At 69.2% G+C, this 23,910-nt stretch carries 22 protein-coding genes; 9 read left to right on the forward strand and 13 right to left on the reverse strand.

Annotation, left to right across the window (positions count from 1 at the left end; all coding sequences use genetic code 11):
* Positions 1–86: 86 nt before the first annotated feature.
* Genes JI745_RS07330 through JI745_RS07345 form a run of 4 tightly spaced genes read right to left on the reverse strand, consistent with a single transcriptional unit; the run spans position 87 to position 4,063 of the window.
* The gene (locus tag JI745_RS07330; protein ID WP_201805041.1) at positions 87–1,898 is read right to left on the reverse strand and encodes a GspE/PulE family protein; all 1,812 of its coding nucleotides are present in this window, start codon (positions 1,896–1,898) and stop codon (positions 87–89) included.
* Positions 1,895–2,692: a spermidine synthase gene (locus JI745_RS07335; protein WP_201805042.1), complete on the reverse strand. Its 798-nt coding sequence runs from the start codon at positions 2,690–2,692 to the stop codon at positions 1,895–1,897. The genes JI745_RS07330 and JI745_RS07335 overlap by 4 nt, the downstream gene beginning before the upstream one ends.
* Positions 2,693–2,700: 8 nt before the next feature.
* Complete coding sequence (locus tag JI745_RS07340; RefSeq protein ID WP_201805044.1) at positions 2,701–3,231, reverse strand: DNA-deoxyinosine glycosylase; 531 nt, start codon at positions 3,229–3,231, stop codon at positions 2,701–2,703.
* A gap of 7 nt (positions 3,232–3,238) precedes the next feature.
* On the reverse strand, positions 3,239–4,063 hold the full coding sequence (locus JI745_RS07345) for a TatD family hydrolase (RefSeq protein WP_201805046.1): 825 nt from the start codon (positions 4,061–4,063) through the stop codon (positions 3,239–3,241).
* Positions 4,064–4,200: 137 nt separating this feature from the next.
* Here JI745_RS07345 and JI745_RS07350 point away from each other — a divergent pair, with 137 nt between their 5' ends.
* The 4 genes from JI745_RS07350 to JI745_RS07365 are packed head-to-tail and all read left to right on the forward strand — an operon-like array spanning position 4,201 to position 8,150.
* On the forward strand, positions 4,201–5,184 hold the full coding sequence (locus JI745_RS07350; protein WP_201805048.1) for a S1C family serine protease: 984 nt from the start codon (positions 4,201–4,203) through the stop codon (positions 5,182–5,184).
* Positions 5,185–5,196: 12 nt separating this feature from the next.
* A complete protein-coding gene (locus JI745_RS07355; protein ID WP_201805049.1) occupies positions 5,197–6,201 on the forward strand; it encodes a MoxR family ATPase in 1,005 nt (334 codons plus the stop codon).
* The gene (locus JI745_RS07360; RefSeq protein WP_201805051.1) at positions 6,173–7,141 is read left to right on the forward strand and encodes a DUF58 domain-containing protein; all 969 of its coding nucleotides are present in this window, start codon (positions 6,173–6,175) and stop codon (positions 7,139–7,141) included. Before JI745_RS07355 ends, JI745_RS07360 begins: the two co-directional genes overlap by 29 nt.
* Positions 7,122–8,150: a VWA domain-containing protein gene (locus tag JI745_RS07365; protein WP_201805052.1), complete on the forward strand. Its 1,029-nt coding sequence runs from the start codon at positions 7,122–7,124 to the stop codon at positions 8,148–8,150. Before JI745_RS07360 ends, JI745_RS07365 begins: the two co-directional genes overlap by 20 nt.
* Positions 8,151–8,154: 4 nt before the next feature.
* On the opposite strand, the gene JI745_RS07370 is transcribed toward JI745_RS07365, so the two are convergent.
* The 7 genes from JI745_RS07370 to JI745_RS07400 all read right to left on the reverse strand — a co-directional run bounded on the left by JI745_RS07370 (position 8,155) and on the right by JI745_RS07400 (position 15,854).
* On the reverse strand, positions 8,155–8,526 hold the full coding sequence (locus tag JI745_RS07370; RefSeq protein ID WP_201805053.1) for a response regulator: 372 nt from the start codon (positions 8,524–8,526) through the stop codon (positions 8,155–8,157).
* Positions 8,523–10,760, reverse strand: coding sequence for a hybrid sensor histidine kinase/response regulator (locus tag JI745_RS26740; protein WP_201805057.1), 2,238 nt, complete (start codon positions 10,758–10,760; stop codon positions 8,523–8,525). Before JI745_RS26740 ends, JI745_RS07370 begins: the two co-directional genes overlap by 4 nt.
* Before the next feature lie 92 nt (positions 10,761–10,852).
* Positions 10,853–11,530, reverse strand: coding sequence for an ABC transporter ATP-binding protein (locus JI745_RS07380; RefSeq protein ID WP_201805060.1), 678 nt, complete (start codon positions 11,528–11,530; stop codon positions 10,853–10,855).
* Positions 11,523–12,779: a lipoprotein-releasing ABC transporter permease subunit gene (locus tag JI745_RS07385; RefSeq protein ID WP_201805064.1), complete on the reverse strand. Its 1,257-nt coding sequence runs from the start codon at positions 12,777–12,779 to the stop codon at positions 11,523–11,525. The genes JI745_RS07380 and JI745_RS07385 overlap by 8 nt, the downstream gene beginning before the upstream one ends.
* A gap of 51 nt (positions 12,780–12,830) precedes the next feature.
* On the reverse strand, positions 12,831–14,723 hold the full coding sequence (gene dxs, locus JI745_RS07390) for a 1-deoxy-D-xylulose-5-phosphate synthase (RefSeq protein ID WP_201805065.1): 1,893 nt from the start codon (positions 14,721–14,723) through the stop codon (positions 12,831–12,833).
* 1 nt (position 14,724) lies between these two features.
* Positions 14,725–15,615 (reverse strand): polyprenyl synthetase family protein, encoded by an 891-nt coding sequence (locus JI745_RS07395; protein ID WP_201805067.1) that lies wholly within the window; start codon positions 15,613–15,615, stop codon positions 14,725–14,727.
* Complete coding sequence (locus JI745_RS07400; protein WP_201805069.1) at positions 15,612–15,854, reverse strand: exodeoxyribonuclease VII small subunit; 243 nt, start codon at positions 15,852–15,854, stop codon at positions 15,612–15,614. The genes JI745_RS07395 and JI745_RS07400 overlap by 4 nt, the downstream gene beginning before the upstream one ends.
* Positions 15,855–16,118: 264 nt before the next feature.
* On the opposite strand from JI745_RS07400, the gene JI745_RS07405 reads away from it, so the two are divergent.
* The 4 genes from JI745_RS07405 (at position 16,119) to JI745_RS07420 (ending at position 19,529) form a co-directional block, all read left to right on the forward strand.
* Positions 16,119–17,246 (forward strand): aromatic ring-hydroxylating dioxygenase subunit alpha, encoded by a 1,128-nt coding sequence (locus tag JI745_RS07405; protein ID WP_201805070.1) that lies wholly within the window; start codon positions 16,119–16,121, stop codon positions 17,244–17,246.
* On the forward strand, positions 17,246–18,148 hold the full coding sequence (locus JI745_RS07410; RefSeq protein ID WP_236674931.1) for a DMT family transporter: 903 nt from the start codon (positions 17,246–17,248) through the stop codon (positions 18,146–18,148). Before JI745_RS07405 ends, JI745_RS07410 begins: the two co-directional genes overlap by 1 nt.
* A 4-nt stretch (positions 18,149–18,152) precedes the next feature.
* Complete coding sequence (locus tag JI745_RS07415) at positions 18,153–18,995, forward strand: sulfurtransferase (RefSeq protein ID WP_201805071.1); 843 nt, start codon at positions 18,153–18,155, stop codon at positions 18,993–18,995.
* A gap of 99 nt (positions 18,996–19,094) precedes the next feature.
* Positions 19,095–19,529, forward strand: coding sequence for a universal stress protein (locus JI745_RS07420; protein ID WP_201805073.1), 435 nt, complete (start codon positions 19,095–19,097; stop codon positions 19,527–19,529).
* Between the two features lie 7 nt (positions 19,530–19,536).
* On the opposite strand, the gene JI745_RS07425 is transcribed toward JI745_RS07420, so the two are convergent.
* A complete protein-coding gene (locus tag JI745_RS07425) occupies positions 19,537–20,313 on the reverse strand; it encodes a ZIP family metal transporter (RefSeq protein WP_201805074.1) in 777 nt (258 codons plus the stop codon).
* A gap of 86 nt (positions 20,314–20,399) precedes the next feature.
* The gene (locus JI745_RS07430; protein WP_201805075.1) at positions 20,400–21,272 is read right to left on the reverse strand and encodes a dienelactone hydrolase family protein; all 873 of its coding nucleotides are present in this window, start codon (positions 21,270–21,272) and stop codon (positions 20,400–20,402) included.
* A gap of 221 nt (positions 21,273–21,493) precedes the next feature.
* On the opposite strand from JI745_RS07430, the gene JI745_RS07435 reads away from it, so the two are divergent.
* Positions 21,494–23,890: a bifunctional diguanylate cyclase/phosphodiesterase gene (locus JI745_RS07435; RefSeq protein ID WP_201805077.1), complete on the forward strand. Its 2,397-nt coding sequence runs from the start codon at positions 21,494–21,496 to the stop codon at positions 23,888–23,890.
* Positions 23,891–23,910 lie beyond the last annotated feature (20 nt).

Here is a 23,910-nt window from a genome sequence, read left to right on the forward strand (position 1 = left end):
GATTTTAGGCAGCGAGACCCCGGCGGCCGTGTGTGGTTTACACGTACCGATCCCTCAGTCTCGCTGCGTGGAACAACACCTCTCGCTCACACCTCCCACACGGGCGTGGAGCGCAGCACTTCGTCGAGCGACGTGACGCCTTCGGCCACCTTCATCGCACCGGCCAGGCGCAGCGGCCGCAGGCCTTCTGCGATCGACTGCTTGCGCAGCTTGGCGATGTCGGTGTTGGGATGGATGAACGCATTGGCGGCTTCGCTGACGGTCAACAGCTCGTACAAGCCGGCGCGGCCCCGATAGCCGGTCATGCGGCACTCGAGGCAGCCCACCGGCTTGTAGGCCGCGACGCGACCGTTGATGCGCCAGGGCTTGATCACTTCGTCGATGGTTTCCGCCGTGGTGGTGGGGTCGGGCTGCTTGCAGGCCACGCACAGGGTGCGCACCAGGCGCTGCGCGAGCACGCCGATCACCGTGGCGCCGATGAGGTACGGCGGCACGCCGAGGTCGGTGAGGCGGGTGATGGCCGAGGCCGAGTCGTTGGTGTGCAGCGTGCTGAAGACGAGGTGGCCGGTGAGCGAGGCTTGGATCGCCATCTCGGCGGTCTCGAGGTCGCGGATTTCGCCGACCATGATGATGTCGGGGTCCTGGCGCATCAGGGCACGCAGGCCTTCGGCGAAGTTGAGGTCGATGGCCGGCTGCACCTGCGTCTGGTTGAAGGCCGGCTGGATCATTTCGATCGGGTCTTCGACCGTGCAGACATTGACCTCGTCGGTGGCCAGCCGGCGCAGCGTGGAATAGAGCGTGGTCGTCTTGCCCGAGCCGGTGGGGCCGGTCACAAGGATGATGCCGTGCGGGCGCGCCGTGAGCTGCTCCCAGCGCTGCGCATCGTGCGCACCAAAGCCGAGCGCATCGAGGTTCTTCACCGTGGTGTCGGGGTCGAAGATCCGCATCACCAGCTTCTCGCCGAAGGCGGTGGGGAGCGTCGACAATCGCATCTCGACCTCGTCGCCCTGCGGGTTGCGTGTCTTGATGCGGCCATCGAGCGGGCGGCGTTTCTCCACCACGTCCATGCGACCGAGCAGCTTGATGCGAGCGACCATCGCGTTCATCACGCCCGGCGGCAGCTGGTAGACGGTGTGCATCACGCCGTCGATGCGGAAGCGGATCACGCTCAGCTCGCGGCGCGGCTCGAGGTGGATGTCGCTCGCACGCTGGTCGAAGGCGTATTGCCACAGCCAGTCGACGACCTGCACCACGCCCTGGTCGTTGGCGTCGAGCTGCTTGTTGGTTTTGCCCAGTTCCACCAGCTGCTCGAAGCTCGCCGCGGCCGCCGTCTCGCCGGTCTTGATGGCCGCGCGCACTGAGCGCTGCAGCGTGTAGAACTCGGTGGTGAACTTGGCCACGTCGATCGGGTTGGCCACCACGATGCGCAGCGTCTTCTTGGTGTGGGCCTCGATCTCGGGCACCCAGGCCAGGTCGAAAGGCTCGCTCGTCGCCACCGTCACCTCGTTCAGCCCGAACTGCAGCGGCAGCGCGCGACGCCGCTCGGCGTAGGTGATCGACATCACGTCGGCCACGCGGCCCACGTCGACCTTCAGCGGGTCAATGCGAACATGGGGCATGCCGATGTGGCCGGCCAGCCACTCGGTGAGCATGTCGAGGTCGAGCGGCCGGCCGTTCTTGGCGTGCAGCAGCTGCGCATTGGCCAGGCGCACCAGCGGGTGCTGCACGCTGTCGCCGGCGGCGAAGCGCTGTGCGGTCTGCTCGTGCATCGCCGAGCTGATGATCCCGTCTTCGTGCAGCCAGCGCAGCAGGCGGCGCCAGTCGAGCCGGCCCGCCGGGTGCGACGCATGCTTGACGGGCTTGGTGGGCTTGGCGGTCTGGGTGGGAGCAGTGCTCATGTGGGGTCTTCTGCGGTCTCGCCAGCGGTGGGCAGTGCGCGGATCATGCGCAGCCACTTGCGCGCCGGCAATGCGGTCCGAGTTTCAATGGTTTCCGCCCGTGCGGCAAGCGTGTCACGGTCGGGCATGGGCATGCCCTTCAAGGCGACCACGATGGTGTTGCCCTCCTTCGTCGGCCGCAGGCTGCGCACGGCGTCGGCACCGAAGGCCTGCGCGATGCGCGATGCGCTGCGCTCGAAGCTCGCGTCGCGGCCAAAGAGGTTGACCGTCATCACGCCCTCGTCGGCGAGCAGGCGATGGCACGCGTCGTAGAAGGCCTGGTCGTCGAGCACGGGGCTGGCGGCATCGTGGTCGTAGAGGTCGACGTTGAGCACGTCGGCGGTGCCGATGTGGGCCGGGTCGGCCGCATAGTCGGCGGCATCCTGGTTCAGCACGGTGAGCTTCCTGTCGTCGGCCGGCAGGTTGAACCACATGCGGCAGGCGGTGATGACCGTCGGGTTGAGTTCGACCGCGGTCGTCTTCATGCGCAAGTTGCGGTGGCAGAAGCGCGTGATCGACCCGGCCCCGAGGCCGAGCTGCACGGCATGCGCCTTGCTCACATAGGCCGGGTTGCGAAACAGCAGCCACACCATCATGCGCTGCACGTACTCGAGCTCCAGCGCGTGGGGCTTGCGCACGCGCATGGCGCCCTGCACCCAGGGCGTGCCGAGGTGCAGGTAGCGCACGCCCTCGAATTCGGAGAGGGTCGCCGGCGCCATCTCGGCCCGTCGGGCGCTTGTCGTGCCGGTCTTCATGCCACCCTTCATGCAACCCCGTGGGCCAGAAAGGCCTCGCGCCAGGCCGCGAGCTTGCGCTGGAAGCTCCACGACGCGTTGGCCGGGCTGGTCGACGGCAGGCGCCACACGCGGATGCCGAGCGTCTGGGTGAAACGCATGGCACGGGCCGACTCGCCGCCGTTGTGGGCCACGGCTTCGAGCTGCGGCGCCTGCCATTTCAGGCCTGCGAGGTCGTTGAACCCGGCATCGCGGATCGCGCTGTCGAGGCTGCCCTCGCGTCGGCAGTGGGCGTAGACGTCCCAGATGCCGAGGCCGCGATTCAGCACTTCCTGCAGGCGACGGGGGTACGCAAGTGCACGCAGGTCCGAATCCCACAGGGCCGAGAGCAGCGGCCAGAAGTGGTTGCGCGGGTGGGCGTAGTACTGCCCGGCCTGCAGCGAGGCGACGCTCGGGAAGCTGCCCAGCACCAGCAAGCGGGTGCGGCGGTCGATGACAGGGGGCAGGCCGCGCAGGAGGTCGGTGGCAGCGGTGGAAGAGACGGTCGGGGAGACGGGCATGGGCCCGTCAGTCTGCCAGAGCGCCCAGCGCGGCCAGCCGGGGCAGTGCGGCCTCGGCATTGCGCCAGGTGATGTCGGCCGCCTGGGCAAGCGTCCAGCCGCGCAACTCGGCCAGCGACTGCGCGATGCGCGGCAGCTGCGCCGGCTCGTTGCGCGAGGTTTCGCCCGCGTTCCGCGCGGCAGCGGTCTTGTAGAGCCAGTGCGGCGGGATGTCGGGGGCATCGGTCTCCAGCACGATGCTGCCCTCAGGCACCTGCGCGGCGAGGCGGCGGATCTGCAGGGCGCGGTCGAAGGTCATCGCGCCGCCGAAGCCCAGCTTGAAACCCAGCTCGATGAACACCTGCGCCTGCTGGTCGCTGCCGTTGAAGGCATGGGCGATGCCACGCACCGGAATGCGGCGCAGGTGCTTGAGCAGGGCGTCGGCCGAGCGCCGCACGTGCAGCAGCACCGGCAGGCCGGCGGCATGGGCGAGCTTCAGCTGCTCCCCATAGAAATGCTGCGCCTTGGCCTGGTCGAGCCCGGGCACGAAATGGTCGAGCCCGATCTCGCCCACCGCCACCAGGCGCGGGTCGTCACGGTGCTGGTGCAGCGCATCACGCAGGGCGGCGAGGTCGGATTCCGCGGCATCGTTCACGCACAGGGGGTGGATGCCGAGCGCATAAGCAAGGCCATGGCGGTGGGCCAGGCGGCGCACGGTGTCGAAGTTCGACACCGCGACCGCGGGCAGCACCTGCTGCACCACGCCGGCCGCGCGGGCACGCTCGACCACCGCGTCTCGGTCGGCTTCGAACTCTGCGGCATCAAGATGGCAATGCGTATCGATCCAGCGCATATCCGGATGATGCCCTGAGCATGCACGGACGCTCTCGGCGTGATACGGTGTGCATGTCGCCGGTGCGATCCTGTGCACGGCGTAGGTGTTCGGATTTCAGCAGTTCCCCGTGAACGCCCCCGCAGGAGGTGGCAGGCATGAGAAAGGCTCCGCTTTACAGCCGCTCGCCGCGACAACCGTCGCCGCCTGCGCCCGCCGCTGCGCCGCGGCTCACCCCCGAAGACGCTGCACCGGCCGCCCCCACGGCCGCCGCGGTGCCGGCCAAGCGAAGGTCACCGTGGCGTGAACGAGCGGCCTGGGCCACGGTGGGCCTGCTGCTCGTGACGCTCGGTGCCGTCGGCCAGCGGGCCTTTGCGCCGGGTAGCCAGGTGCTCACGCAGAAAGACATCGACGCCTCGGTGCGCCGCTCGCTCGAGAAGGACCCCCTGCCCTCGGCCTACGCCAAGGCCCATGCCGCCATCGCCCCGTCGGTGGTGCGGGTGGAGGGTGACGATGGCCCGGACGACGCCCCCGCGCAGCCGCAGTCCACCCCCAAGACCGCGAAGAAGAAGCCCGGCACCGAAGGCGGCGGCCCGCCCCTGCCCAACCATGCCACCGGCACCGGCGTGGTCATCGTCGACAACGGCACCATCCTCACCAACCTGCACGTGGTGGCCGGCTCCAAGCGGCTCAAGGTGACCTTCGCCGACGGCAGCGAATCGGAGGCCACGCTCGTCGGCGCTCAGCCCGAGCACGACCTCGCCGTGCTGCGCGCCCGCAGCATCCCAGACGACCTGGTCGCCGCCACCATGCGGTCCACCGCCGATCTGCAACCGGGTGACGAGGTCATCGCGGTGGGCTTTCCCTTCGGCATCGGGCCTTCGGTGTCGGGCGGCGTGGTGTCGGGGCTCAAGCGCGAGTTCCGCTCGCCACAGGGCCAGCGCAAGCTGACCAACCTGATCCAGTTCGATGCCGCCGCCAACCCCGGCAACTCGGGCGGGCCGCTGGTCACGATGGACGGCAGCGTGGTGGGCATCGTCACCGCCATCCTCAACCCGTCGGAGCAGCGCACCTTCATCGGCATCGGATTTGCAGTGCCCATCGAAAACGCAGCCGCGGCTGCTGGAATGCCACCTTTCTGAGGAACGCCCAACATGACTGAACACGCGAAGACAGCGACGCTCATGGAGCAGATCCTCTACGAGGTGAAGCGCGTCGTCGTCGGCCAGGATCGTTTTCTCGAGCGCGTGATGGTGGCGATGTTGGCGCAAGGGCACCTGCTGGTCGAGGGTGTGCCGGGGCTCGCCAAGACGCTCACCGTGAAGACGCTGGCCACCGCCCTGCGCGGCAGCTTCAAGCGCATCCAGTTCACGCCCGACCTCGTGCCCGCCGACCTGGTGGGCACGCGCATCTACAACCAGAAGAGCGGCGACTTCAGCACCTCGCTCGGCCCGGTGTTCGCCAACCTGCTGCTCGCCGACGAGATCAACCGTGCGCCGGCCAAGGTGCAGAGCGCGCTGCTCGAAGTCATGCAGGAGCGGCAGGTCACCATCGCCGGCGAGACGCACAAGGTGCCCTCGCCCTTCCTCGTGATGGCAACTCAGAACCCGATCGAGACAGAAGGCACCTACCCCTTGCCGGAAGCCCAGGTCGACCGGTTCATGATGAAGGTGGTGGTCGACTACCCGACCGAGGAAGAAGAGTTCGTGATCGTCGAGCGCGTCACGGGCGACCCGGTCACCATCAACCCGATCGCCAGCACCAGCCAGCTGGCCGAGCTGCAGCACGAGTGCCGCAAGGTCTACGTCGACCCTTCGCTCACGCAATACGCCGTCAAGATCGTCGGCGCCACCCGCACGCCGGCACGGCATGGGCTGCAGGACCTGGCCAAGTACATCAGCTTCGGCGCCAGCCCGCGCGCCACCATCGGCCTGATCGAAGGCGCCCGCGCCATGGCCATGCTGCGCGGCCGCAGCTACGCGCTGCCCGAAGACGTGTCCGACCTGGTGGGCGACGTGCTGCGCCACCGCCTGGTGTTGAGCTACGAGGCACTGGCCGACGGCATGAGCGCCGACCAGCTCATCCAGCGCATCACCGCCAAGCTGCCCAAACCCGACAAGCCCATGGCCCATGGACGCCCCGACGCCAGCAACGCCTGACGCCATCCTGCGGCGCCTCGAGTGGACGGTGATCCGCCGTCTCGATGGTGTGCTGCAGGGCGATTACCGCACGCTCTTCCGCGGCGCGGGGCTCGACCTGGCCGACTTGCGCGAGTACCAGCACCACGACGACGTGCGCCACATCGACTGGAACGTGACTGCGCGCCTGCAGCAGCCCTATGTGCGCGAGTTCACCGAAGACCGCGAGCTGACCGCCTGGTTCCTGCTCGACCTGTCGGGCAGCGTCGACTTCGGTTCTGCGCGCACGAAGCGCAGCGTGTCGGCTGAATTCGTGGCCGTGCTCGCGCGCCTGCTCACGCGCCACGGCAATCGCGTCGGCGCCATGCTCTACGGCGATGCGCTCGGCGAGGTGCTGCCCCCGCGCAGCTCGCGTTCGCACGTGCTGCACCTGCTGCAGCGCATGCAGCAGCACAAGGTCAAGACCGCCAAGACCACCACGCAGCTGCAGGACCTGCTTCGCCGTGCCGCGCCGCTGATCCCGCGGCGTTCCACCGTCTTTGTCGTGTCGGATTTCCTCAGCACGCCAGGGTGGGACTCGGCCCTCGCCCAGCTGAGCCTGCGCCACGACGTGCTGGCCGTGCGCCTCTACGACCCGCTCGAAATGGCCCTGCCCGACCTCGGCATGGTCACGCTGCAGGACGCCGAGACCGGCGAGCAATTGATGGTCGACACCAACGACCCCGGCTTTCGCGCGCGCTATGCCAAGGGCGCGGAAGCGCAGGAAACGGCCCTGCGCGAATCGCTGGCGCGCGCCGGCGTCGACACGCTCGAGCTCGCAACCGACGAAGAGCTGCTGGCCACGCTGCTGCGCTTCGTCGAGCTGCGCAAGCAGCGCATGCGGCTCAACTCGGGGGCAGGCATGCCCGCACATCTGAAAGGCAATTCCACCGGAGGGAGCCATGAGCTTCGTGTGGCCTGAATTCCTGTGGTCGCTGGCGGCACTGCCGCTGCTGATCCTTTTGTACTGGTGGCTGCTCAATCGCCGCAAGAAGGTGACCCTCAAGTTCGCCAACCTGGCGCTGGTGAAGCAGGTGGCCGGCAAGGGCCCAGGCTGGCGCCGCCACGTGCCGCCGGTGCTGATGCTGCTGGCACTGGCCACGCTGCTGGTGGCGGCGAGCCGCCCGCGCGCCGTGGTGACGCTGCCCCTGCAACAGGAGACCATCATCCTCGCGATGGACGTGTCGGGCAGCATGCGTGCGACCGACGTGCAGCCCAACCGCATGGTCGCCGCGCAAGAGGCGGCCAAGGCCTTCCTGAAGGACCTGCCGAGCAACGTGCGGGTGGGCGTGGTCTCGTTCGCCGGCACCGCCGCCGTGGTGCAGCCCCCCACGCTGAACCGTGAAGACATCGTGGCCGCGATCGACCGTTTCCAGTTGCAGCGTGGCACGGCCATCGGCAGCGGCATCGTGCTCTCGCTCGCCACCATCTTCCCGGAGGCCGGCATCGACCTCTCGCAGATCACCGGCGCGCGCAACATGCCGGTCGGCCCCGGCGACAAGCCGCCCAAGGAATTCACGCCAGTGGCGCCGGGCTCCTTCAGCTCCGCCGCCATCGTGCTGCTCACCGACGGCCAGCGCACCACCGGCCCCGACCCGGTGGACGCCGCCAAGATGGCCGCCGACCGCGGCATCAAGGTCTACTCGGTGGGCATCGGCACCAAGGAAGGCGAGACGATCGGCTTCGAAGGCTGGTCGATGCGCGTGCGGCTCGACGAAGAGACGCTGAAGAACGTGGCCAACCTCACCCGCGCCGAGTACTTCTACGCCGGCACCGCCGACGACCTGAAGAAGGTCTACCAGTCGCTCAGCTCGCGCCTCGTCGTCGAGAAGAAGGAGACCGAGATCACCGCGCTCTTCGCTGCCGGCGCCGCCCTGCTGGTGATGCTGTCGGCGGGGCTGTCGGTGTGGTGGTTCGGGCGCGTGGCCTGAAGCTTCAGGGCTTGAGGAAACTGCGCACCTGCGCGGCGAAGTTCGCCACCTCGATCGGCTTGCTGATGTAGCCATCGCAGCCTGCGGCCAGCAGTCGCTCGCGGTCACCCTTCATCGCATAGGCGGTGAAGGCCACGACCACCAGGCCGGCCATGGAGGCGTCGGCGCGCAGCTGGCCGAGCAGTGCCAGGCCATCGACGTGCGGCATCTGGATGTCGAGCAAGAGCACGTCGGGCCGCCGCTGCGCCAGCGCCCGCAGCGCGCTCTGGGCGCCATCGGCGGTGGCGACCTCGAAGCCCGAGGTCTTCAGCACCAGCGAGGCGAGCTCCAGGTTGATCGGGTTGTCGTCGACGATCAGGACACGCGGCTCGTTCATGGCGCGCTCCCTTCGGCGGACGGCACTACCGGCAGGCGGCGCGGCAGCCGCACGTGGAAGACGCTGCCCACGCCCGGCTCGCTCCGGAGGCCGACGCTTCCGCCGTGCAGCTCGGCTAGGCGACGGGTCAGCGCAAGGCCGAGGCCGGTGCCGCCATGGGTCTTGGTCAGGCCGGCATGCACCTGCTGGAAAGGCGTGAAGAGCCGCCCCTGGTCGGCCGGTGCGATGCCCATGCCGTTGTCTTCCACCTCGATGCGGAACCAGCCCTCGCCATCCGGCCCTGCACGCACCTGCACGCGGCCGCCGGGATCCGTGAACTTGATCGCGTTGGAGAGGAAGTTGTAGAGCACCTGCCGGAGCCTCGACGAATCGAGCACCAGGTCGTCGAGCTCAGGTGCGAGCGACACCTCGACGGTGATGCGCTTTCGCCCGGCCTCGGCGTGCAGCATGCCCGTCACCTCGCCCACCAGCGCGGAGAGGTCGACCGGCTCGGGCACGAGCTCGAGCTTGCCGGCCTCGACCTTGGCGAGGTCGAGCACGTCGTTGATCAGTTCCAGCAGGTGGCGGCCGCCATTGGCGATGTGCCCGAGGTATTCGTCGCGCCGCGGCGAGTCGGCCGGCAGCAGCGGCGAGCGCAGGATGTCGGCGAAGCCGATCACCGCATTCAAGGGCGTGCGCAACTCATGCGACATGTTGGCGAGGAACTCGCTCTTGACGCGGCTCGCCTCGAGGATCTGCCGGTTCTCGGCCTCCAGCTGCACACGCTGCACGCGCAGCGCTTCGGCCTCCACACGGTCGGTGATGTCGATCACCATGCCGAGCAGCCGCACCGGCACGCCCTTGTCCATCACCAGCATGCCGCTCGTGGCCAGCCAGTGCACGCTGCCGTCGGGCCAGATGACGCGGAACTCCTGGCGCCAGCGCGGCATGCGCCTGCGCCGGACTTCCTCCATGTACCCGTTCACGCGCTCACGGTCGTCGGGATGCACCTGGCGCCAGAAGTCGTCGAGCGTCCACTGCGCCCGCGGCTCCATGTGGCCGAACGAGCGGTCGTGGCGCGCCGAGTGCTTGATCTCGCCAGTGCGCAGATCCATGTCCCAGTCGCCGATCTCGCTGGCATCAAGGGCCAGGCGCAGCAGCGACTCGCTTTCGGCCCGCGCGGCTTCGGCCCGCAGGCGGGCGTCTTCGCGCTGCTGCAGCAGCGCCTGCGCCTGCTGCAGCGCCTGTGCCACGTCGTTGGCTTCGGCCAGCGGGCTGGGCGGCGGCAGGGCCGGCTCGCCGCGCCCGATGGCCAGTGCCGGGGCCACCAGGGCCTGCACCGGCTCGCTGATGCGGCGCGCCATCAGGTTGGCCAGCCACCAGCCGAGGAGCAACAGGGCGAGGCCCGCCAGCACCACCAGGCCGAGGCGCCGCGCGAGCTCTGCATGCAGCGCACTCAGCGGCATGCCGATCACCACGCTCCAGCCGTGAACAGGCGAGCGCACGAAGCCGGCGATCGTGTCGATGCCTTCGCTGGTGCGCCCCTCGAAGATGCCGTGGTCGCGCTCGCGCAGCTGCGCCAGCACGACCGGCACCGCGGGGCGGCCGACGTGGTGCTCGGCATCGCGGTTGCGCGCCACGATGTGGCCGGTCGAATCGAACACGCCGGCCGTCCACTCCGGCGGGAAGCCCTGCCCGTCGAGGAGCTGCTGGAAACGCGCCGGCTTGAACACCATCTCCAGCCGCGCAATGGCCTGCTCGCCGCGCACCACCGGCACCGCCGCGGCCACCTGGGGCTGCTTGGACACCTGGCCGACGAACAGGTCCGACACCGCGGGCCGGCGCGTTGCCATCACGCTCGGAAAGCGATCCTGCTTCTGCGGTGGCAGGGGTGTGCCGAAGGCATGCACCACGCTCACGCGGGCCTTCAGGTCGCGGTCGAAGAGCACGATGTTGTCGCCGCCGCTGATCTTGAGCACCTCGGTCGCACGCTCATGGAAGCCGCGGTCGTCACCCTCGTCGATGAGGGTCGAGGTGGCCAGCGTCTGCAGCACGGCGATGTTGGTGTTCAGCTCGCGATCGACCTGCTGCACCAGCGCGCGGGCGCGCTGCACCGTGGCCTCGAGGCGGTTGTCGCGCTCGCGCTGGTAAGCCGAGACGACCAGCGCCAACGCCAGCGCCCAGCCCGGCACGATGGTCGCAAGCACCAACCATCGGGTCAGGGCACGGACCGGGCGCGGGCGTAGGGTCGGCACGATGGGGTGTTCCGTGGAGGCCCCGAGCCGGGACCTGCAGGAAGTCTAGCGACAGCGGGTGCGCCGTGGGGTCTCCCCGCCCCGGCGGCTGCTCAGGTCGCGAGTTGCCCGAGCGTGAGGTGCAGTGCACGGCCGCAACGGCCGGCCAGCGCTTCGTCGTGCGTGACCATCACCAGCGCCATGCCCCGGTCGCGCGCTAGGCCGAGCATCAGCTCGAACACGGTGTCGGCCGTGCGGCGGTCGAGGTTGCCGGTGGGCTCGTCGGCCAGCAGGCAGGCCGGGCGGCCGGCCAATGCACGCGCGATGGCGACGCGCTGCCGCTCGCCGCCCGAGAGCTGCGAGGGGCGATGGTCCACCCGTTCGGCCAGGCCCACCTGGGCCAGCACCTCGCGCGCCTGTTCGCGCGCCTCGGCGGTGCCCAGGCGGCGGATGCGCAGCGGCATCGCCACGTTGTCGAGCGCGGTGAACTCCGGCAGCAGGTGGTGGAACTGGTAGACGAAGCCCAGGTGCTGGTTGCGCCACGCGCCCTGCTCGCTGGCGCCCATGGCGGCGAAGTCGCGTCCTGCGAGCTTCACCTGGCCCTGGGTCGGCGACTCCAGGCCGCCCAGCAGGTGCAGCAGCGTGCTCTTGCCGGACCCCGATGCGCCCACGATCGCGAGCGTCTCGCCGCGATGCACGCTGAGGTCGACGCCTTGCAGCACGGCCACGTCCAGGCCGCCCTCGGTGAAGCGCTTGTGCAGGCCGCGGGCCTCGATGACCGATTCACTCATAGCGCAGCGCCTCGGCCGGTTGCACACGGCTCGCGCGCCAGCTCGGGTAGAGCGTGGCCACGAAGGCCAGCAGCAGCGAGATCAGCGTGATGGGCACGATGTCGCCCGACTGCGGCTCGCTGGGCATCTGGCTGATGAGGTAGACGCTCCCCGGCAGGAAGCTCGTCTGCAGCAGCCGCTCGATGAAGGGCACGATGGTGCCCACGTTGAACGCGATCAACAGGCCGCCTGCCACGCCGGCCAAGGTGCCGATCACGCCCGAGGCCGCGCCCTGCACCATGAAGACGCCCATGATCGAACGCGGGCTCGCGCCGAGGGTACGCAGGATGGCGATGTCGGCACGCTTGTCGGTCACCGTCATCACCAGGGTGGAGACGAGGTTGAAGGCCGCCACCGCGACGATCAGCGTCAGGATGATGAACATCAGGCGCTTCTCGAGCTGCACGGCGGCGAACCAGTTGCGGTTGGTGCGCGTCCAGTCGCGCACGTAGTACTGCGCGCCCATCGCAGCGCTCAGCTCGTAGGCGACGGTCGGGGCTTCGTGCAGGTCCTTCAGGCGCAGCTGTACGCCGGTCGGGCCTTCGACGCGGAAGAGCCGCTGTGCGTCGTCGAGGTGCATGAGCGCCAGCGTGCTGTCGTACTCGTAGTGACCGGAGTCGAAGGTGCCGACGACCGTCATCTGCTTGAGCCGCGGCACCACCCCCGCCGGCGTGACCTGGCCCCCGGGGGCGAGGATGGTGACGTTGTCGCCTTCACGCACGCCGAGCAGGCGCGCGAGCTCGCTGCCGAGCACGATGCCCCACTGGCCCGACACGAGCTTCGCGAGCGTGGTGTCTTTCAGCTGCGCGGCGAGGTCGGTGACGGTGGCTTCCTCGTTCGGCGAGATGCCGCGCACCACGGCGCCGCGCATCTCGTCGCCGCGCGCGATCAGGGCCTGTGCCGACACGAACGGTGCAGCACCGACGACCTGCGGGTTCTTGCGCGCCTCGGCCGCGGTCGCCTGCCAATCGGGCAGCCCGGCTCCGCGCCCTTCGAGCACCTCCACGTGCGAGACCACCGACAACATGCGGTCGCGCACCTCCTTCTGGAAGCCGTTCATCACTGACAGCACGATGATGAGCGCCGCCACACCGAGCCCGATGCCCAGCATCGAGACACCGGAGATGAAGGAGATGAAGCCGTTGCGGCGGCCGGCACGGCCCGCTCGCGTGTAGCGCCAGCCGATCTGCAATTCGTAGGGCCAGTTCATATGGGCGGGCATGCTAACCGAGGCCCACCCGGCCCCGACGACACAGGTCTCTCAATGATTGGCAGCGGGGCGGATCAGCGCGGGGCGGGCACCGAAGCGCTTCAGGATCGACTGCTCGATGCCGGCGGCGTCCAGGCCGCACAAGCTGAGCAGCTTGGCGGGGTCGCCATGCTCGATGAATTCATCGGGCAGGCCGAGGCTGAGCACCGGCACTTCGATGCGGGCCGCCTGCAGCGCTTCCTGCACCGCACTGCCGGCACCGCCCATCACGCAGCCCTCTTCCACGGTCACGATGGCATCGTGGCTGCGCGCGAGCTCGGTCACGAGCGCCACATCGAGCGGCTTCACGAAGCGCATGTTCGCCACCGTGGCGCCGAGGTTTTCCGCCGCAGCCAGCGCCGGGTAGAGGAGCGTGCCGAAGGCGAGGATCGCGATGCGCTCGCCGCGGCGGCGCACTTCACCCTGGCCCCAGGGCAGCGTGTCGAGCGTGGGCTGCACCGCCACGCCGGCGCCCGAGCCGCGCGGGTAGCGCACGGCCGTCGGATGGTTTTGCTTGAAGGCAGAGGTCAGCAGCTGGCGTGTCTCGCTCTCGTCGGCCGGCGTCAGCACGCTCATGTTGGGAATGCAGCGCAGGTACGAGATGTCGTACGCACCAGCGTGCGTGGCACCGTCGGCGCCCACCAGGCCCGCGCGGTCGAGCGCGAAGACCACCGGCAGGTTCTGCAGTGCCACGTCGTGGATCAGCTGGTCGTAGGCGCGCTGCAGGAAAGTGGAGTAGATCGCCACCACCGGCTTCAGGCCCTCGCAGGCCAGGCCCGCGGCGAAGGTCACGGCATGCTGCTCGGCGATGCCGACGTCGTGGTAGCGCTTGGGGAAGCGCTGCTCGAACTCGACCATGCCCGAGCCTTCGCGCATGGCGGGCGTGATGCCGACCAGGCGCTCGTCGGCCGCCGCCATGTCGCACAGCCACTGGCCGAACACCTGCGTGAAGGTCGGCTTGGGCGGCGTGGCGGGTTTCTTCAGGCCTTCGGCCGGGTTGAACTTGCTCGGGCCGTGGTAGGCGATCGGGTCGGCCTCAGCCAGCTTGTAACCCATGCCCTTCTTGGTGACCACGTGCAGGAACACGGGGCCCTTCATGTCGCGCAGGTTCTCGAGCGTGGGGATCAGCGAATCGAGGTCGTGCCCGTCGATCGGGCCGAAATAGGTGAAGCCGAACTCTTCGAAGATCGTGCCGGGCACGACCATGCCCTTGGCGTGCTCCTCGAAGCGGCGGGCCAGCTCGAACAAGGGCGGCGCATTCTTCAGCACCGTCTTGGCCGTATCGCGCGCCGCGGCGTAGAACTTGCCGCTCATCAGGCGCGCCAGGTAGCGGTTGAGGGCGCCGACCGGCGGCGAGATCGACATGTCGTTGTCGTTCAGCACCACGAGCATGTTGGCGCCCGCCACGCCAGCGTTGTTGAGCGCCTCGAAGGCCATGCCGGCGGTCATCGCACCGTCGCCGATCACCGCCACCGAGCGGCGGTCTTCGCCGCGCATCTTGGCGGCGACCGCCATGCCGAGCGCGGCCGAGATCGAGGTCGACGAGTGGGCGGTGCCGAAGGTGTCGTACTCGCTCTCGTCACGCCGCGGGAAACCCGACAGCCCGCCGTACTGGCGCAGCGTGGACATTCGGTCCCGGCGGCCGGTGAGGATCTTGTGCGGGTAGGTCTGGTGGCCGACGTCCCACACGATGCGGTCGTGCGGGGTGTTGAAGACGTGGTGCAGGGCGATCGTGAGCTCCACGGTGCCCAGGTTCGACGACAGGTGGCCGCCGGTCTGCGACACGCTCTGCAGCACGTAGTCGCGAAGTTCGACGGCAAGCTGCTTCAGCTCGAGCCGGGAGAGCTTGCGCAGGTCGGCCGGGCTCTGGATGGTGTTGAGCAGTGCGTGGTTGTTGGTCGTCATCTCAGCAGTCCCTGTCCACCACTTTGTTGGCGAGGTCGGCCAGCCGCTGCACGTCGGGCAGGTGGCTGCGGGTGAGCGCCGCGAGCGCCTTTTCGCGCAGCTCGCGGGCGTGCTGCCGGGCCGCATCGAGGCCCAGCACCGACACGTAGGTGGGTTTGTTCGCGTTCTGGTCTTTGCCAGCGGTCTTGCCCAGCGTTTCGGACGCCTGGGTCACGTCGAGGATGTCGTCGACCACCTGGAAGGCCACGCCGATGGCGTCGCCATAGTCCGACAGCGCCTGCCACGCAGCGGGGCTGGCCTGGCCGCAGGCAGCGCCCATCAGCACGCTGCCCTGCAGCAGCGCGCCGGTCTTGCGGTGGTGCATGTCGCGCAGCGACTGCTCGTCGAGCGTGACGCCGATGCTGGCGAGGTCGATCGCCTGGCCGCCGGCCATGCCGGCGTGGCCCGCCGAACGCGCCAGCAAGGAGCACAGCCGGGCCTGCAGTGCAGGCGGCACGCCCTCGTCGGGCGTCAACACCTCGAAGGCGAGGGCCTGCATCGCGTCACCGGCCAGCATGGCCTGCGCTTCGCCGAACTGCACGTGCACCGTGGGCTTGCCACGGCGCAGCACGTCGTTGTCCATGCAGGGCATGTCGTCGTGGATCAGGGAGTAGGCGTGAATCAGTTCCACTGCGCAGGCCGCGCGCAGGGCGGCCTCGCCTTCCGCGCCATGCACCGCTTCGGCCGCGGCCATCACCAGCAGCGGGCGCAGGCGCTTGCCGCCGTCGAGCACGCCATAGCGCATGGCCTGGCCGAGGCCGGCCGGGGCCTGCAGCGGCACCCAGGCCGACAGTGCCGACTCGACCGTGTCGAGCTGGGTCCGGCACCACGTCTCGAAATCGACGCCCATCATTCGTTTTTCCAAGGCTTGAGTTGGCCCTCTTCGAGCACCTTCACCTGCTGCTCCACGGCGTCGAGCCGCTCGCGGCAGTAGTTCAGGAGGTCGGCGCCGCGGCGGTAGTTCTGCAGCAGGGCGTCGAGCGGGAGTTGTCCGCCCTCCATGGCCGCCACCAGGGCTTCCAGCTCGGCCAGGGCGTCTTCGTAGTTCTGAGGCGCCGGGCTGGCAGGCGGGGTGGTAGGAGTCTTGGCCATCTTGGTGCGCAAAGCCGGGATTGTAGTCAGCCGGCACCCGCGGGCGGGCCCCGGCAAACGCCTAGCGCCAGAGGTGATGCAGGTCAACCACGCACCCCCAAAAGGGCCATCGACACCCCTGGGTACAATCCGCGTCCCTCGCTGAATGACCGGGCTTAGGCATCGCACCGAACCCGTCCGCGCCGTGCGCAGCGATGAGCCCCACCCGAGGCTTGCGGCCCTGGGTGGCACGTTCACCATCGGTCAAAAGGAAACCTCGGGATCATGTCTGACCTGAGCCTTGCTCTCCCCGCTCTGGGGCCCTCTCACCTGGAGCAACCTCGCCTCCAGCTCCCCGTCTCCTCCTACTTCGACGACGACCTCCATCGCCGCGAGATGGAGCTGATCTTCCAGCACGGCCCGCGCTACCTCGGGCACGAACTCGCCGTGCCGGAGGTCGGCGACCACTACGCCCTGCCCCAGGAAGGGGAAGGCCGGGCCCTGGTGCGCACCGCCCAGGGCATCGAGCTGATCTCCAACGTCTGCCGCCATCGCCAGGCGGTGATGATGAAAGGCCGCGGCCACACGGGGCAGAACATCGTCTGCCCGCTGCACCGCTGGACCTACGACCTGAAGGGCCAGTTGATCGGCGCCCCGCATTTCCAGCAGGACCCCTGCCTGCACCTCAACCGCTACAAGACGCGGACGTGGAACGGCATGGTCTTCGAGGACAACGGCCGCGACGTCGCTGCGGAGCTCGCCACGCTCGGCCCGCGGGCCGACCTCGACTTCAGCGGCTACGTGCTGGACAAGGTCCACATGCACGAGTGCGACTACAACTGGAAGACCTTCATCGAGGTCTACCTCGAGGATTACCACGTCGGCCCCTTCCACCCGGGGCTCTCGCAGTTCGTCACCTGCGACGACCTGAGCTGGGAATTCGGCCGCCACCACTCGGTGCAGACGGTGGGCGTGAACAAGGGCTTCGCGAAGGCCGGCTCGGCCACCTACCTCAAGTGGCACGAGGCGGTGCTGAAGTTCCGCGACGGCCAGCCGCCGAAGCAGGGCGCCATCTGGCTCACCTACTACCCGAACATCATGGTCGAGTGGTACCCGCACGTGCTGGTGGTGTCGACGCTCTACCCCAAGGGCCCGCAGAAGACGCTCAACGTGGTGGAGTTCTTCTACCCCGAGGAGATCACCGCCTTCGAGCGCGAGTTCGTCGAGGCGCAGCAGGCGGCCTACATGGAGACCTGCGTGGAAGACGACGAGATCGCGATGCGCATGGATGCGGGCCGCAAGGCCTTGTGGGAGCGCGGTGACAACGAGGCCGGCCCCTACCAGTCGCCGATGGAAGACGGCATGGAAGAGTTCCACGCCTGGTATCGCCGCGCGATGAACTACCGCGGCTGATGGGAAGACTCTCCGCGCCGGCGCTCATGGTGCTGGCGTCCTTCCTCTTCGCCACCATGAGCGTGTGCGTGAAGCTCGCCAGCGAGCTCTACGACACCGCCGAGATCGTCTTCTACCGCGGCATGGTGGGCGCGGTCGTGCTGTTCCTGGTGGCCAGGCGCCAGGGCGGCACGCTGCGCACGCCGGTGCCGGCGATGCATTTCTGGCGCAGCGTGAGCGGCGTGCTTGCGCTGGGCCTGTGGTTCTACGCCATCGGCAACCTCCCGCTCGCCACCGCGATGACGCTCAACTACATGTCGTCGGTGTGGATGGCGCTCTTCCTCATCGGCGGCGCAGTGATGCTGGGCACGTCGAAGGTCGACGGCCGGCTGGTCGCCACCGTGCTGCTGGGCTTCATCGGCGTGGCGCTGATCCTGCGGCCGACCATCGAGCAGAACCAGCTCTGGCACGGCCTCATCGGCCTGATGTCGGGCGTGCTCGCCGCCACCGCCTACCTGCAGGTAACGGCCCTCGGCCGCGCCGGCGAGCCGGTCTACCGCATCGTCTTCTACTTCTCGGTGGGCGGCATGCTGCTGGGTCTCGTCACGGCGCTCGCAAGCGGCGGCTTGTCCACCCACACGACCTGGCAAGGCCCCGTGCTCCTGCTCGCCGTGGGCGTGCTTGCGACCGTGGCGCAGATGATGATGACGCGCGCCTACGGCGTGGGCCGGCCACTCGTCAACGCCAGCCTGCAGTACCTGGGCATCGCGTTTTCGTTCCTCTACGGCGCGCTGCTCTTCAACGACAAGATCACCTGGATGGCGGTGCTGGGCATGTGCTTCATCGTCGCCTCGGGCCTGGGCGCCACGCTGCTGCGCAGCCGCACCGCCTTCAAGGACACCACCACCCCCACCGAAAGCTGAGCCCATGCACCCCTTGATCAGCGCTACCGACCTGCGAGACCTGCTGGCCCGCCGCCCGGAGACCGTGCTGCTCGATTGCAGCTTCGACCTCGCAGACCCCACCGCCGGTGAACGCAGCTACGCCGAAGGCCACCTGCCCGGCGCGCACTACGCGCACCTCGACCGCGACCTGTCGGGCGCGAAGACCGGCCGCAACGGCCGCCACCCGCTGCGCGAACGTGCCGACTACGCGGCCTGGATGGGCCGCACGGGCATCGCTCCGGGGCTGCCGGTCGTCGTCTACGACCGGCAGGCCGGCATGTTCGCCGTGCGGGCCTGGTGGGTGCTGCGCTGGATGGGCCATGACGCGGTGGCGCTGCTCGATGGCGGCCTGCAGGCGTGGACCGCGGCCGGCGCACCGCTCACGGCCGATGTGCCCGCCCCGCGTGCAACGGCGCCCTACCCCGAGCTGCCGCCCGCCATGCCGCGCATCGATGCCTCGCAGTTGCAGCAGCGCCTAAGCGAGGTGCTCGTGCTCGACGCCCGCGCCCCCGAGCGCTACCGCGGCGACGTCGAGCCGCTCGACCCGGTGGCCGGCCACATTCCCGGCGCCGTGAATCGCTTCTTCAAGGACAACCTGCAGCCCGATGGCCGCTTCAAGCCGGCCGATCAGCTCAAGCGCGAGTTCGACGCCCTCCTCCCCGACGAGCGCCAGGTCGTGCACAGCTGCGGCTCGGGCGTCACCTCGTGCCACAACCTGCTGGCGATGGAAGTGGCCGGCTTCGGCCGTTCGCGCCTGTATGCCGGGTCCTGGAGCGAGTGGTGCAGTGAACCAACCCGGCCAGTCTCCAAGGGCCCGCGACCGTAAGGGTTGACCTACGTCAGCCCGCTCTTCGGCCCCGTTGACCCGCCGCCGCGGTGGGACTACCTTCGCGTTGAACGCCTCCGTTCGCCACTGGAGCTGATCATGTTCAACCGCATCCTGGTTCCCACCGACGGCTCGGACATCACCCAAAAGGCCGTGGCCACCGCCATCACGCTGGCGAAGTCCGTGAACGCGAAGCTTTACACGCTGAGCGTGAAGGAGCCCTTCCCCTACAGCGCCATCTCCGAGATGCAGCCCACGCCGCCGCAGGAGTTCTTCGACGCGCAGGAGCGCATCGCCGCCGCGCGAGTCAAGGAGGTGCGTGACTTGGCCGGCACCAGCGGCCTGGCCTGCGAAGGCCACACCGTGGAAGCCCTGCACCCGTGGGAAGCCATCATCGAGCACGCCAAGCGCCACGAGTGCGACCTGATCGTGATGGCCTCGCACGGCCGCCGGGGCGTGACCGCCCTGCTGCTCGGCAGCGAGACGCAGAAGGTCCTCACGCACACCAACATTCCCGTGTTGGTCGTGCGCTAGGCCCGGGTCAGTGGTGGTGCATCCCCCGCACCACCAGCGCGATGATCACCATGCCCACCGCCAGCCAGGCGAGCTGGGCGATGGTGTCGCGTGCCGACAGTCGGTGCTGCAGCTGCGGGATGAGGTCGGCCACTGCCACGTAGATGAAGCTGCTCGCCGCGACCACCAGCAGGTAGGGAAAGAGGTCGACCCACGGGCCAACGATGAAGTAGCCGAGCACCCCGCCCGCCACCGCTGCGAGGCCTGACATCGCGTTGTAGAGCAACGCCTTCGAGCGGCTCAGGCCGGCGTTCAGCAGCACGATGTAGTCGCCGACCTCCTGCGGGATCTCGTGCGCGATGATCGCCAGCGCCGTCACGATGCCCACCTGCGTGTCGGTCAGGAAGGCGGCCGCGATGATCACGCCGTCGCAGAAGTTGTGGATGCTGTCGCCGAGCAGCACGCTCCAGCCGCCGCGGCCGGCCTGATGCTTGTCGAAGTGGTGATGGTGGTGGTGGCCGTCGCCCTCGTGATGGTGGCTGTGGCGGTAGAGCTCGGCCTTCTCGAGCAGGAAGAAGAAGATCAGCCCCGCCAGCAGCGTGGCAAACAGCGCCTGCGGGCTCGCGTTGCTCTCGAAGGCCTCGGGCAGCACGTTGAGCAAGGCGGTGGCGAGCAGCACGCCGGCCGACAGGCTGACCAGGTGGTGCACCACGCGGCTGAGCACGCCCACCGTGAGGCTGGCGGCGATCAGCACCGAGAGCAGGCCGCCGGCGAGCGTGGCCGCGAGGATGTAGAGGAGGGTCATCGGATCACAAAAAAGCCGCGAGAAACCTCGGCCCGCGCAAAAAAAGCCGCGCGAGGTGCGCGGCTCGTTTTCGAAAGACGCAGGTTTCAGGCCACGCCGTTCGCCTTGAACCAGGCCACCGCGCGCTTCCATCCGTCTTCGGCGGCTTCCTTGCGGTAGCTCGGCCGGTAGTCGGCGTGGAAGGCATGCGGCGTGTCGGGGTAGACCACGAACTCCGACTTCTTGGCCGCAGCGCTGCCAGTGCTCAAGGCGGCTTTCATCTTATCAACCGTGTCAACGGGAATGCCGGTGTCCGCCGCACCGTAGAGGCCCAGCACCGGGCCGTTGAGCTTGCCAGCCAGCTCGACCGGGTGGGCCGGCGTCAGCGGCGTGCTGTTGCCCACCAGTCGGCCGTACCAGGCCACGCCCGCCTTCACGGCCGGGTTGTGCGCGGTGTAGAGCCAGGTGATGCGGCCGCCCCAGCAGAAGCCGGTCACGCCCAGCTTGGCGGTGTCGCCCCCATTGCCCTGGGCCCAGGCGACCGTCGCGTCGAGGTCGCGCATCACCTGTTCGTCGGGCACCTTGGCGATCACCTCGCTCATCAGCTTGGCGATCTCGGTGTACGACTTGGCGTCGCCCTGACGCACGAAGAGCTCGGGGGCGATGGCCAGGTAGCCGAGCTTGGCGAAGCGTCGCGCCACGTCGGCGATGTGCTCGTGCACGCCGAAGATCTCGGAGATCACGAGGATCACCGGCAGGCCCGTCTTGCCGGCCGGCGCCGCGCGGTAGGCGGGCATCTTGAAGTCGCCGACGGGGATGGTCACCTCGCCGGCGGTGAGGCCGGTGGTGTCGGTCTTGATCGTCTGTGCGGCCACCGGCAGCACGGCGGCGGCGAAACCGCTGCCCACGGCCGTTTGCATGAAGCCGCGGCGGTTGAAGTCTCGGGTCGGGGTGAGGCTGTCCAGGTCCTTGCTGAGCATGCGAGTCTCCGAGGGTGGTGAGGAAGGAGGCGGCGATTCTAGGAAGCGGCGTGAAACAGTGCACGGGTACGGCCTCACCCCGCGCTTGCGGGGGCGCCACACGCCGCCTCGAAAAGCGGCACTTTTCGCGCGCTGCCTTGCGCGCGTGCGCTGGCGCCCTTGCGCGCACTCGCAGCAGCGGCAATCCTCGCCCTTCGCTGCCCCACCCTGCCGTCCCCACCGTGCGAGAAACCCTGGCCTCCGTCGTCGACAGCTCGCCGCTCACCGAGGCGGAGCCGTCGGAGCTGGCCGGCTCCCCGGCCAAGGACCTGCGCGGCCGCCTGCGCGCCATGCAGGTGCAGGCGGTGCTCACGCTCACGCCGGTGGTGGCGGTCTCCAACCTGGTCGGTGCGACCACCCTGAGCTGGACCTTCCGCGACACCGCCCCGCCCTGGGCCCTGCTGACCTGGGTCGGCCTCGTGCTGCTGAGCGTCGGCTGGGGCGCGCGCGCCTGGTTGCGCGGGCGCACCGGAGAACCACCCGCCCAGGCCTCGCGCCGCGCCACCAACCGCGTCACGCTGCACGCCGTCGTGCTGGGGCTGCTCTGGGCCGTGCCCCTGCCCTTTCTCGCCGCGGTGGCCTCGCCTTCGCAGTTCCTGGTGCTCACCGCCATCACCGTGGGCATCGTCTGCGCCGGGGCCACGGCGCTGGCGCCGATCCGCCGCGCCGGCACGGTGTTCCCCCTGCTCGTGTCGGTCGGTGCGGCCATCGCACTGGGCCAGCTCCGTTCCGATGCGGCCGGCACGCTGGCCGTGCTGCTGCTGGCCTACCTGCTGGTGATGCTCTACGGCGTGCTGTCGTGGTCGCGCATGTTCAAGGCGCGCATGGTGGCCGAGCTACGCGCCGACGAGCACCGCGAAACCATCGGCCTGCTGCTGCGCGACTTCGAGCAGAACGCGGCCGACGTGCTCTGGGAGGTCGACGCCGAAGGCCGGCTGGTGCGCGTCTCGCGCCGCATGGCGCGGCTCTTCAGCCGCTCGCAGAGCGCGCTCGAAGGCCGGCTGCTGGTGGAAGTGCTGGCGCGCCGCCAGCGCCGCCTGCCGGTGGCCAGTGCCAGCGAAGGCGCCGCCGCGCTCAAGAAGCTGGCCCAGCACTTCGAAGACGGCACGCCCTTCGGCCATGTCGAGCTGCCGGTGTGGCTGAACCAGCGCACGGTGTGGTGGTCGCTCACCGCCAAGCCGGTCGATGGTGGTGGATGGCGCGGCGTGGTCGCCAACGTCACTGCGGCGCGCGAGGCGCAGCAGCACGTGTGGCAGCTCGCCCACTTCGACAGCGTCACCAACCTCAGCAACCGCCACCGCTTCCGCATCGAGCTCGACACGGCACTCGAGAGCGTGCGCCAGACCGGCGAGCAATGTGCCGTGCTGTGCCTCGACCTCGACGGCTTCAAGACCGTGAACGACGCCCTCGGCCACGACATGGGCGACATGCTGCTGCGCGTGGTGGGCCAGCGCCTCGAAGCCTCGCGCCGCGAAGGCGACATCGTGGCGCGCCTCGGCGGTGACGAGTTCGGCCTCATCGTGCGCGAGATCAACACGCCCGACGAAGTGGCGCTCGTCGCCGGCCGCGTGCTGTACGCCCTGAGCAAGCCCTGCGAGATCGGCGGCGTGACCGTGCCGCTCGGCGCGAGCCTGGGCATCGCCATCGCCCCGCGCGACGGGCTGGAAGCCGACGTGCTGCTCAAGCACGCCGACCTCGCGCTCTACGCCGCCAAGGCCGCCGGCCGCGGCCAGTTCAGCTTCTACACGCACAGCATGGAAGCGCGGGTGGTGAAGCGCCTGGGCATGGAGCGCGCGCTGCGCGAAGCCATCCCCGGCCAGCAGCTGCGGCTTGTGTTCCAGCCGCAGATCCGCCTGGCCGACAACCGCGTGAGCGCCTTCGAAGCGCTCGTGCGCTGGACGCACCCCGAGCTCGGCGACGTGCCGCCGCAGGAGTTCATCCCCGTGGCAGAAGAAGCCGGGATGATCCACGACATCGGCAAGTGGGTGCTGCACCAGGCCTGCAAGGAGGCCCGGGCCTGGCCCGAGGCGGTGCGTGTGGCGGTCAACCTCTCGCCGCTGCAGGTGATGGCGCGCGACCTGCGCGCCGACGTGGCCCATGCGCTGGCCACCAGCGGCCTGCCGCCCGACCGGCTGGAGATCGAGATCACCGAGTCGGTGCTGCTGGGCGACAGCCACACCACGCTCGCCAAGCTGCATTCACTGCGAGAGCTCGGCGTGCGCATCGCGCTCGACGACTTCGGCACCGGCTACTCGTCTTTGGCCTACCTGCGCCGCTTCCCGTTCGACCAGCTCAAGATCGACCGCAGCTTCGTGCGCGAGATCGTGACCCGCCCCGACGCACGCGCCATCGTGCGCGCCACCATCGAGATGGCCAACGCCCTGCGTATGGAGACCCTGGCCGAAGGGGTGGAGGACGAGCGCGCCGTCGACGTGCTGCGCGAGCACCACTGCGGCTCGGTGCAGGGCTTCCTGATCTCGCCGCCGATCCGCAACGACGACGTACTCGACTTCCTGCGCGCGCGCGCCGAGGCGCCGGAGCCCAAGGCGGCCCCAGGCAGCGATCGCCACGTAGCCTGAATGTCATGCACCTGCCCTCA

This window comes from Piscinibacter sp. HJYY11, from assembly GCF_016735515.1.
Classification (GTDB): Bacteria; Pseudomonadota; Gammaproteobacteria; order Burkholderiales; family Burkholderiaceae_C; genus Rhizobacter.

What these genes read in the sequence shown, in the direction of transcription:
- JI745_RS07330 (WP_201805041.1), bottom strand. Translation starts at nt 1,898, where the DNA reads ATGAGCACTGCTCCCACCCAGACCGCCAAGCCCACCAAGCCCGTCAAG.
- JI745_RS07335 (WP_201805042.1), bottom strand. Translation starts at nt 2,692, where the DNA reads ATGAAGACCGGCACGACAAGCGCCCGACGGGCCGAGATGGCGCCGGCG.
- JI745_RS07340 (WP_201805044.1), bottom strand. Translation starts at nt 3,231, where the DNA reads ATGCCCGTCTCCCCGACCGTCTCTTCCACCGCTGCCACCGACCTCCTG.
- JI745_RS07345 (WP_201805046.1), bottom strand. Translation starts at nt 4,063, where the DNA reads ATGCGCTGGATCGATACGCATTGCCATCTTGATGCCGCAGAGTTCGAA.
- JI745_RS07350 (WP_201805048.1), top strand. Translation starts at nt 4,201, where the DNA reads ATGAGAAAGGCTCCGCTTTACAGCCGCTCGCCGCGACAACCGTCGCCG.
- JI745_RS07355 (WP_201805049.1), top strand. Translation starts at nt 5,197, where the DNA reads ATGACTGAACACGCGAAGACAGCGACGCTCATGGAGCAGATCCTCTAC.
- JI745_RS07360 (WP_201805051.1), top strand. Translation starts at nt 6,173, where the DNA reads ATGGACGCCCCGACGCCAGCAACGCCTGACGCCATCCTGCGGCGCCTC.
- JI745_RS07365 (WP_201805052.1), top strand. Translation starts at nt 7,122, where the DNA reads ATGAGCTTCGTGTGGCCTGAATTCCTGTGGTCGCTGGCGGCACTGCCG.
- JI745_RS07370 (WP_201805053.1), bottom strand. Translation starts at nt 8,526, where the DNA reads ATGAACGAGCCGCGTGTCCTGATCGTCGACGACAACCCGATCAACCTG.
- JI745_RS07380 (WP_201805060.1), bottom strand. Translation starts at nt 11,530, where the DNA reads ATGAGTGAATCGGTCATCGAGGCCCGCGGCCTGCACAAGCGCTTCACC.
- JI745_RS07385 (WP_201805064.1), bottom strand. Translation starts at nt 12,779, where the DNA reads ATGAACTGGCCCTACGAATTGCAGATCGGCTGGCGCTACACGCGAGCG.
- dxs (WP_201805065.1), bottom strand. Translation starts at nt 14,723, where the DNA reads ATGACGACCAACAACCACGCACTGCTCAACACCATCCAGAGCCCGGCC.
- JI745_RS07395 (WP_201805067.1), bottom strand. Translation starts at nt 15,615, where the DNA reads ATGATGGGCGTCGATTTCGAGACGTGGTGCCGGACCCAGCTCGACACG.
- JI745_RS07400 (WP_201805069.1), bottom strand. Translation starts at nt 15,854, where the DNA reads ATGGCCAAGACTCCTACCACCCCGCCTGCCAGCCCGGCGCCTCAGAAC.
- JI745_RS07405 (WP_201805070.1), top strand. Translation starts at nt 16,119, where the DNA reads ATGTCTGACCTGAGCCTTGCTCTCCCCGCTCTGGGGCCCTCTCACCTG.
- JI745_RS07410 (WP_236674931.1), top strand. Translation starts at nt 17,246, where the DNA reads ATGGGAAGACTCTCCGCGCCGGCGCTCATGGTGCTGGCGTCCTTCCTC.
- JI745_RS07415 (WP_201805071.1), top strand. Translation starts at nt 18,153, where the DNA reads ATGCACCCCTTGATCAGCGCTACCGACCTGCGAGACCTGCTGGCCCGC.
- JI745_RS07420 (WP_201805073.1), top strand. Translation starts at nt 19,095, where the DNA reads ATGTTCAACCGCATCCTGGTTCCCACCGACGGCTCGGACATCACCCAA.
- JI745_RS07425 (WP_201805074.1), bottom strand. Translation starts at nt 20,313, where the DNA reads ATGACCCTCCTCTACATCCTCGCGGCCACGCTCGCCGGCGGCCTGCTC.
- JI745_RS07430 (WP_201805075.1), bottom strand. Translation starts at nt 21,272, where the DNA reads ATGCTCAGCAAGGACCTGGACAGCCTCACCCCGACCCGAGACTTCAAC.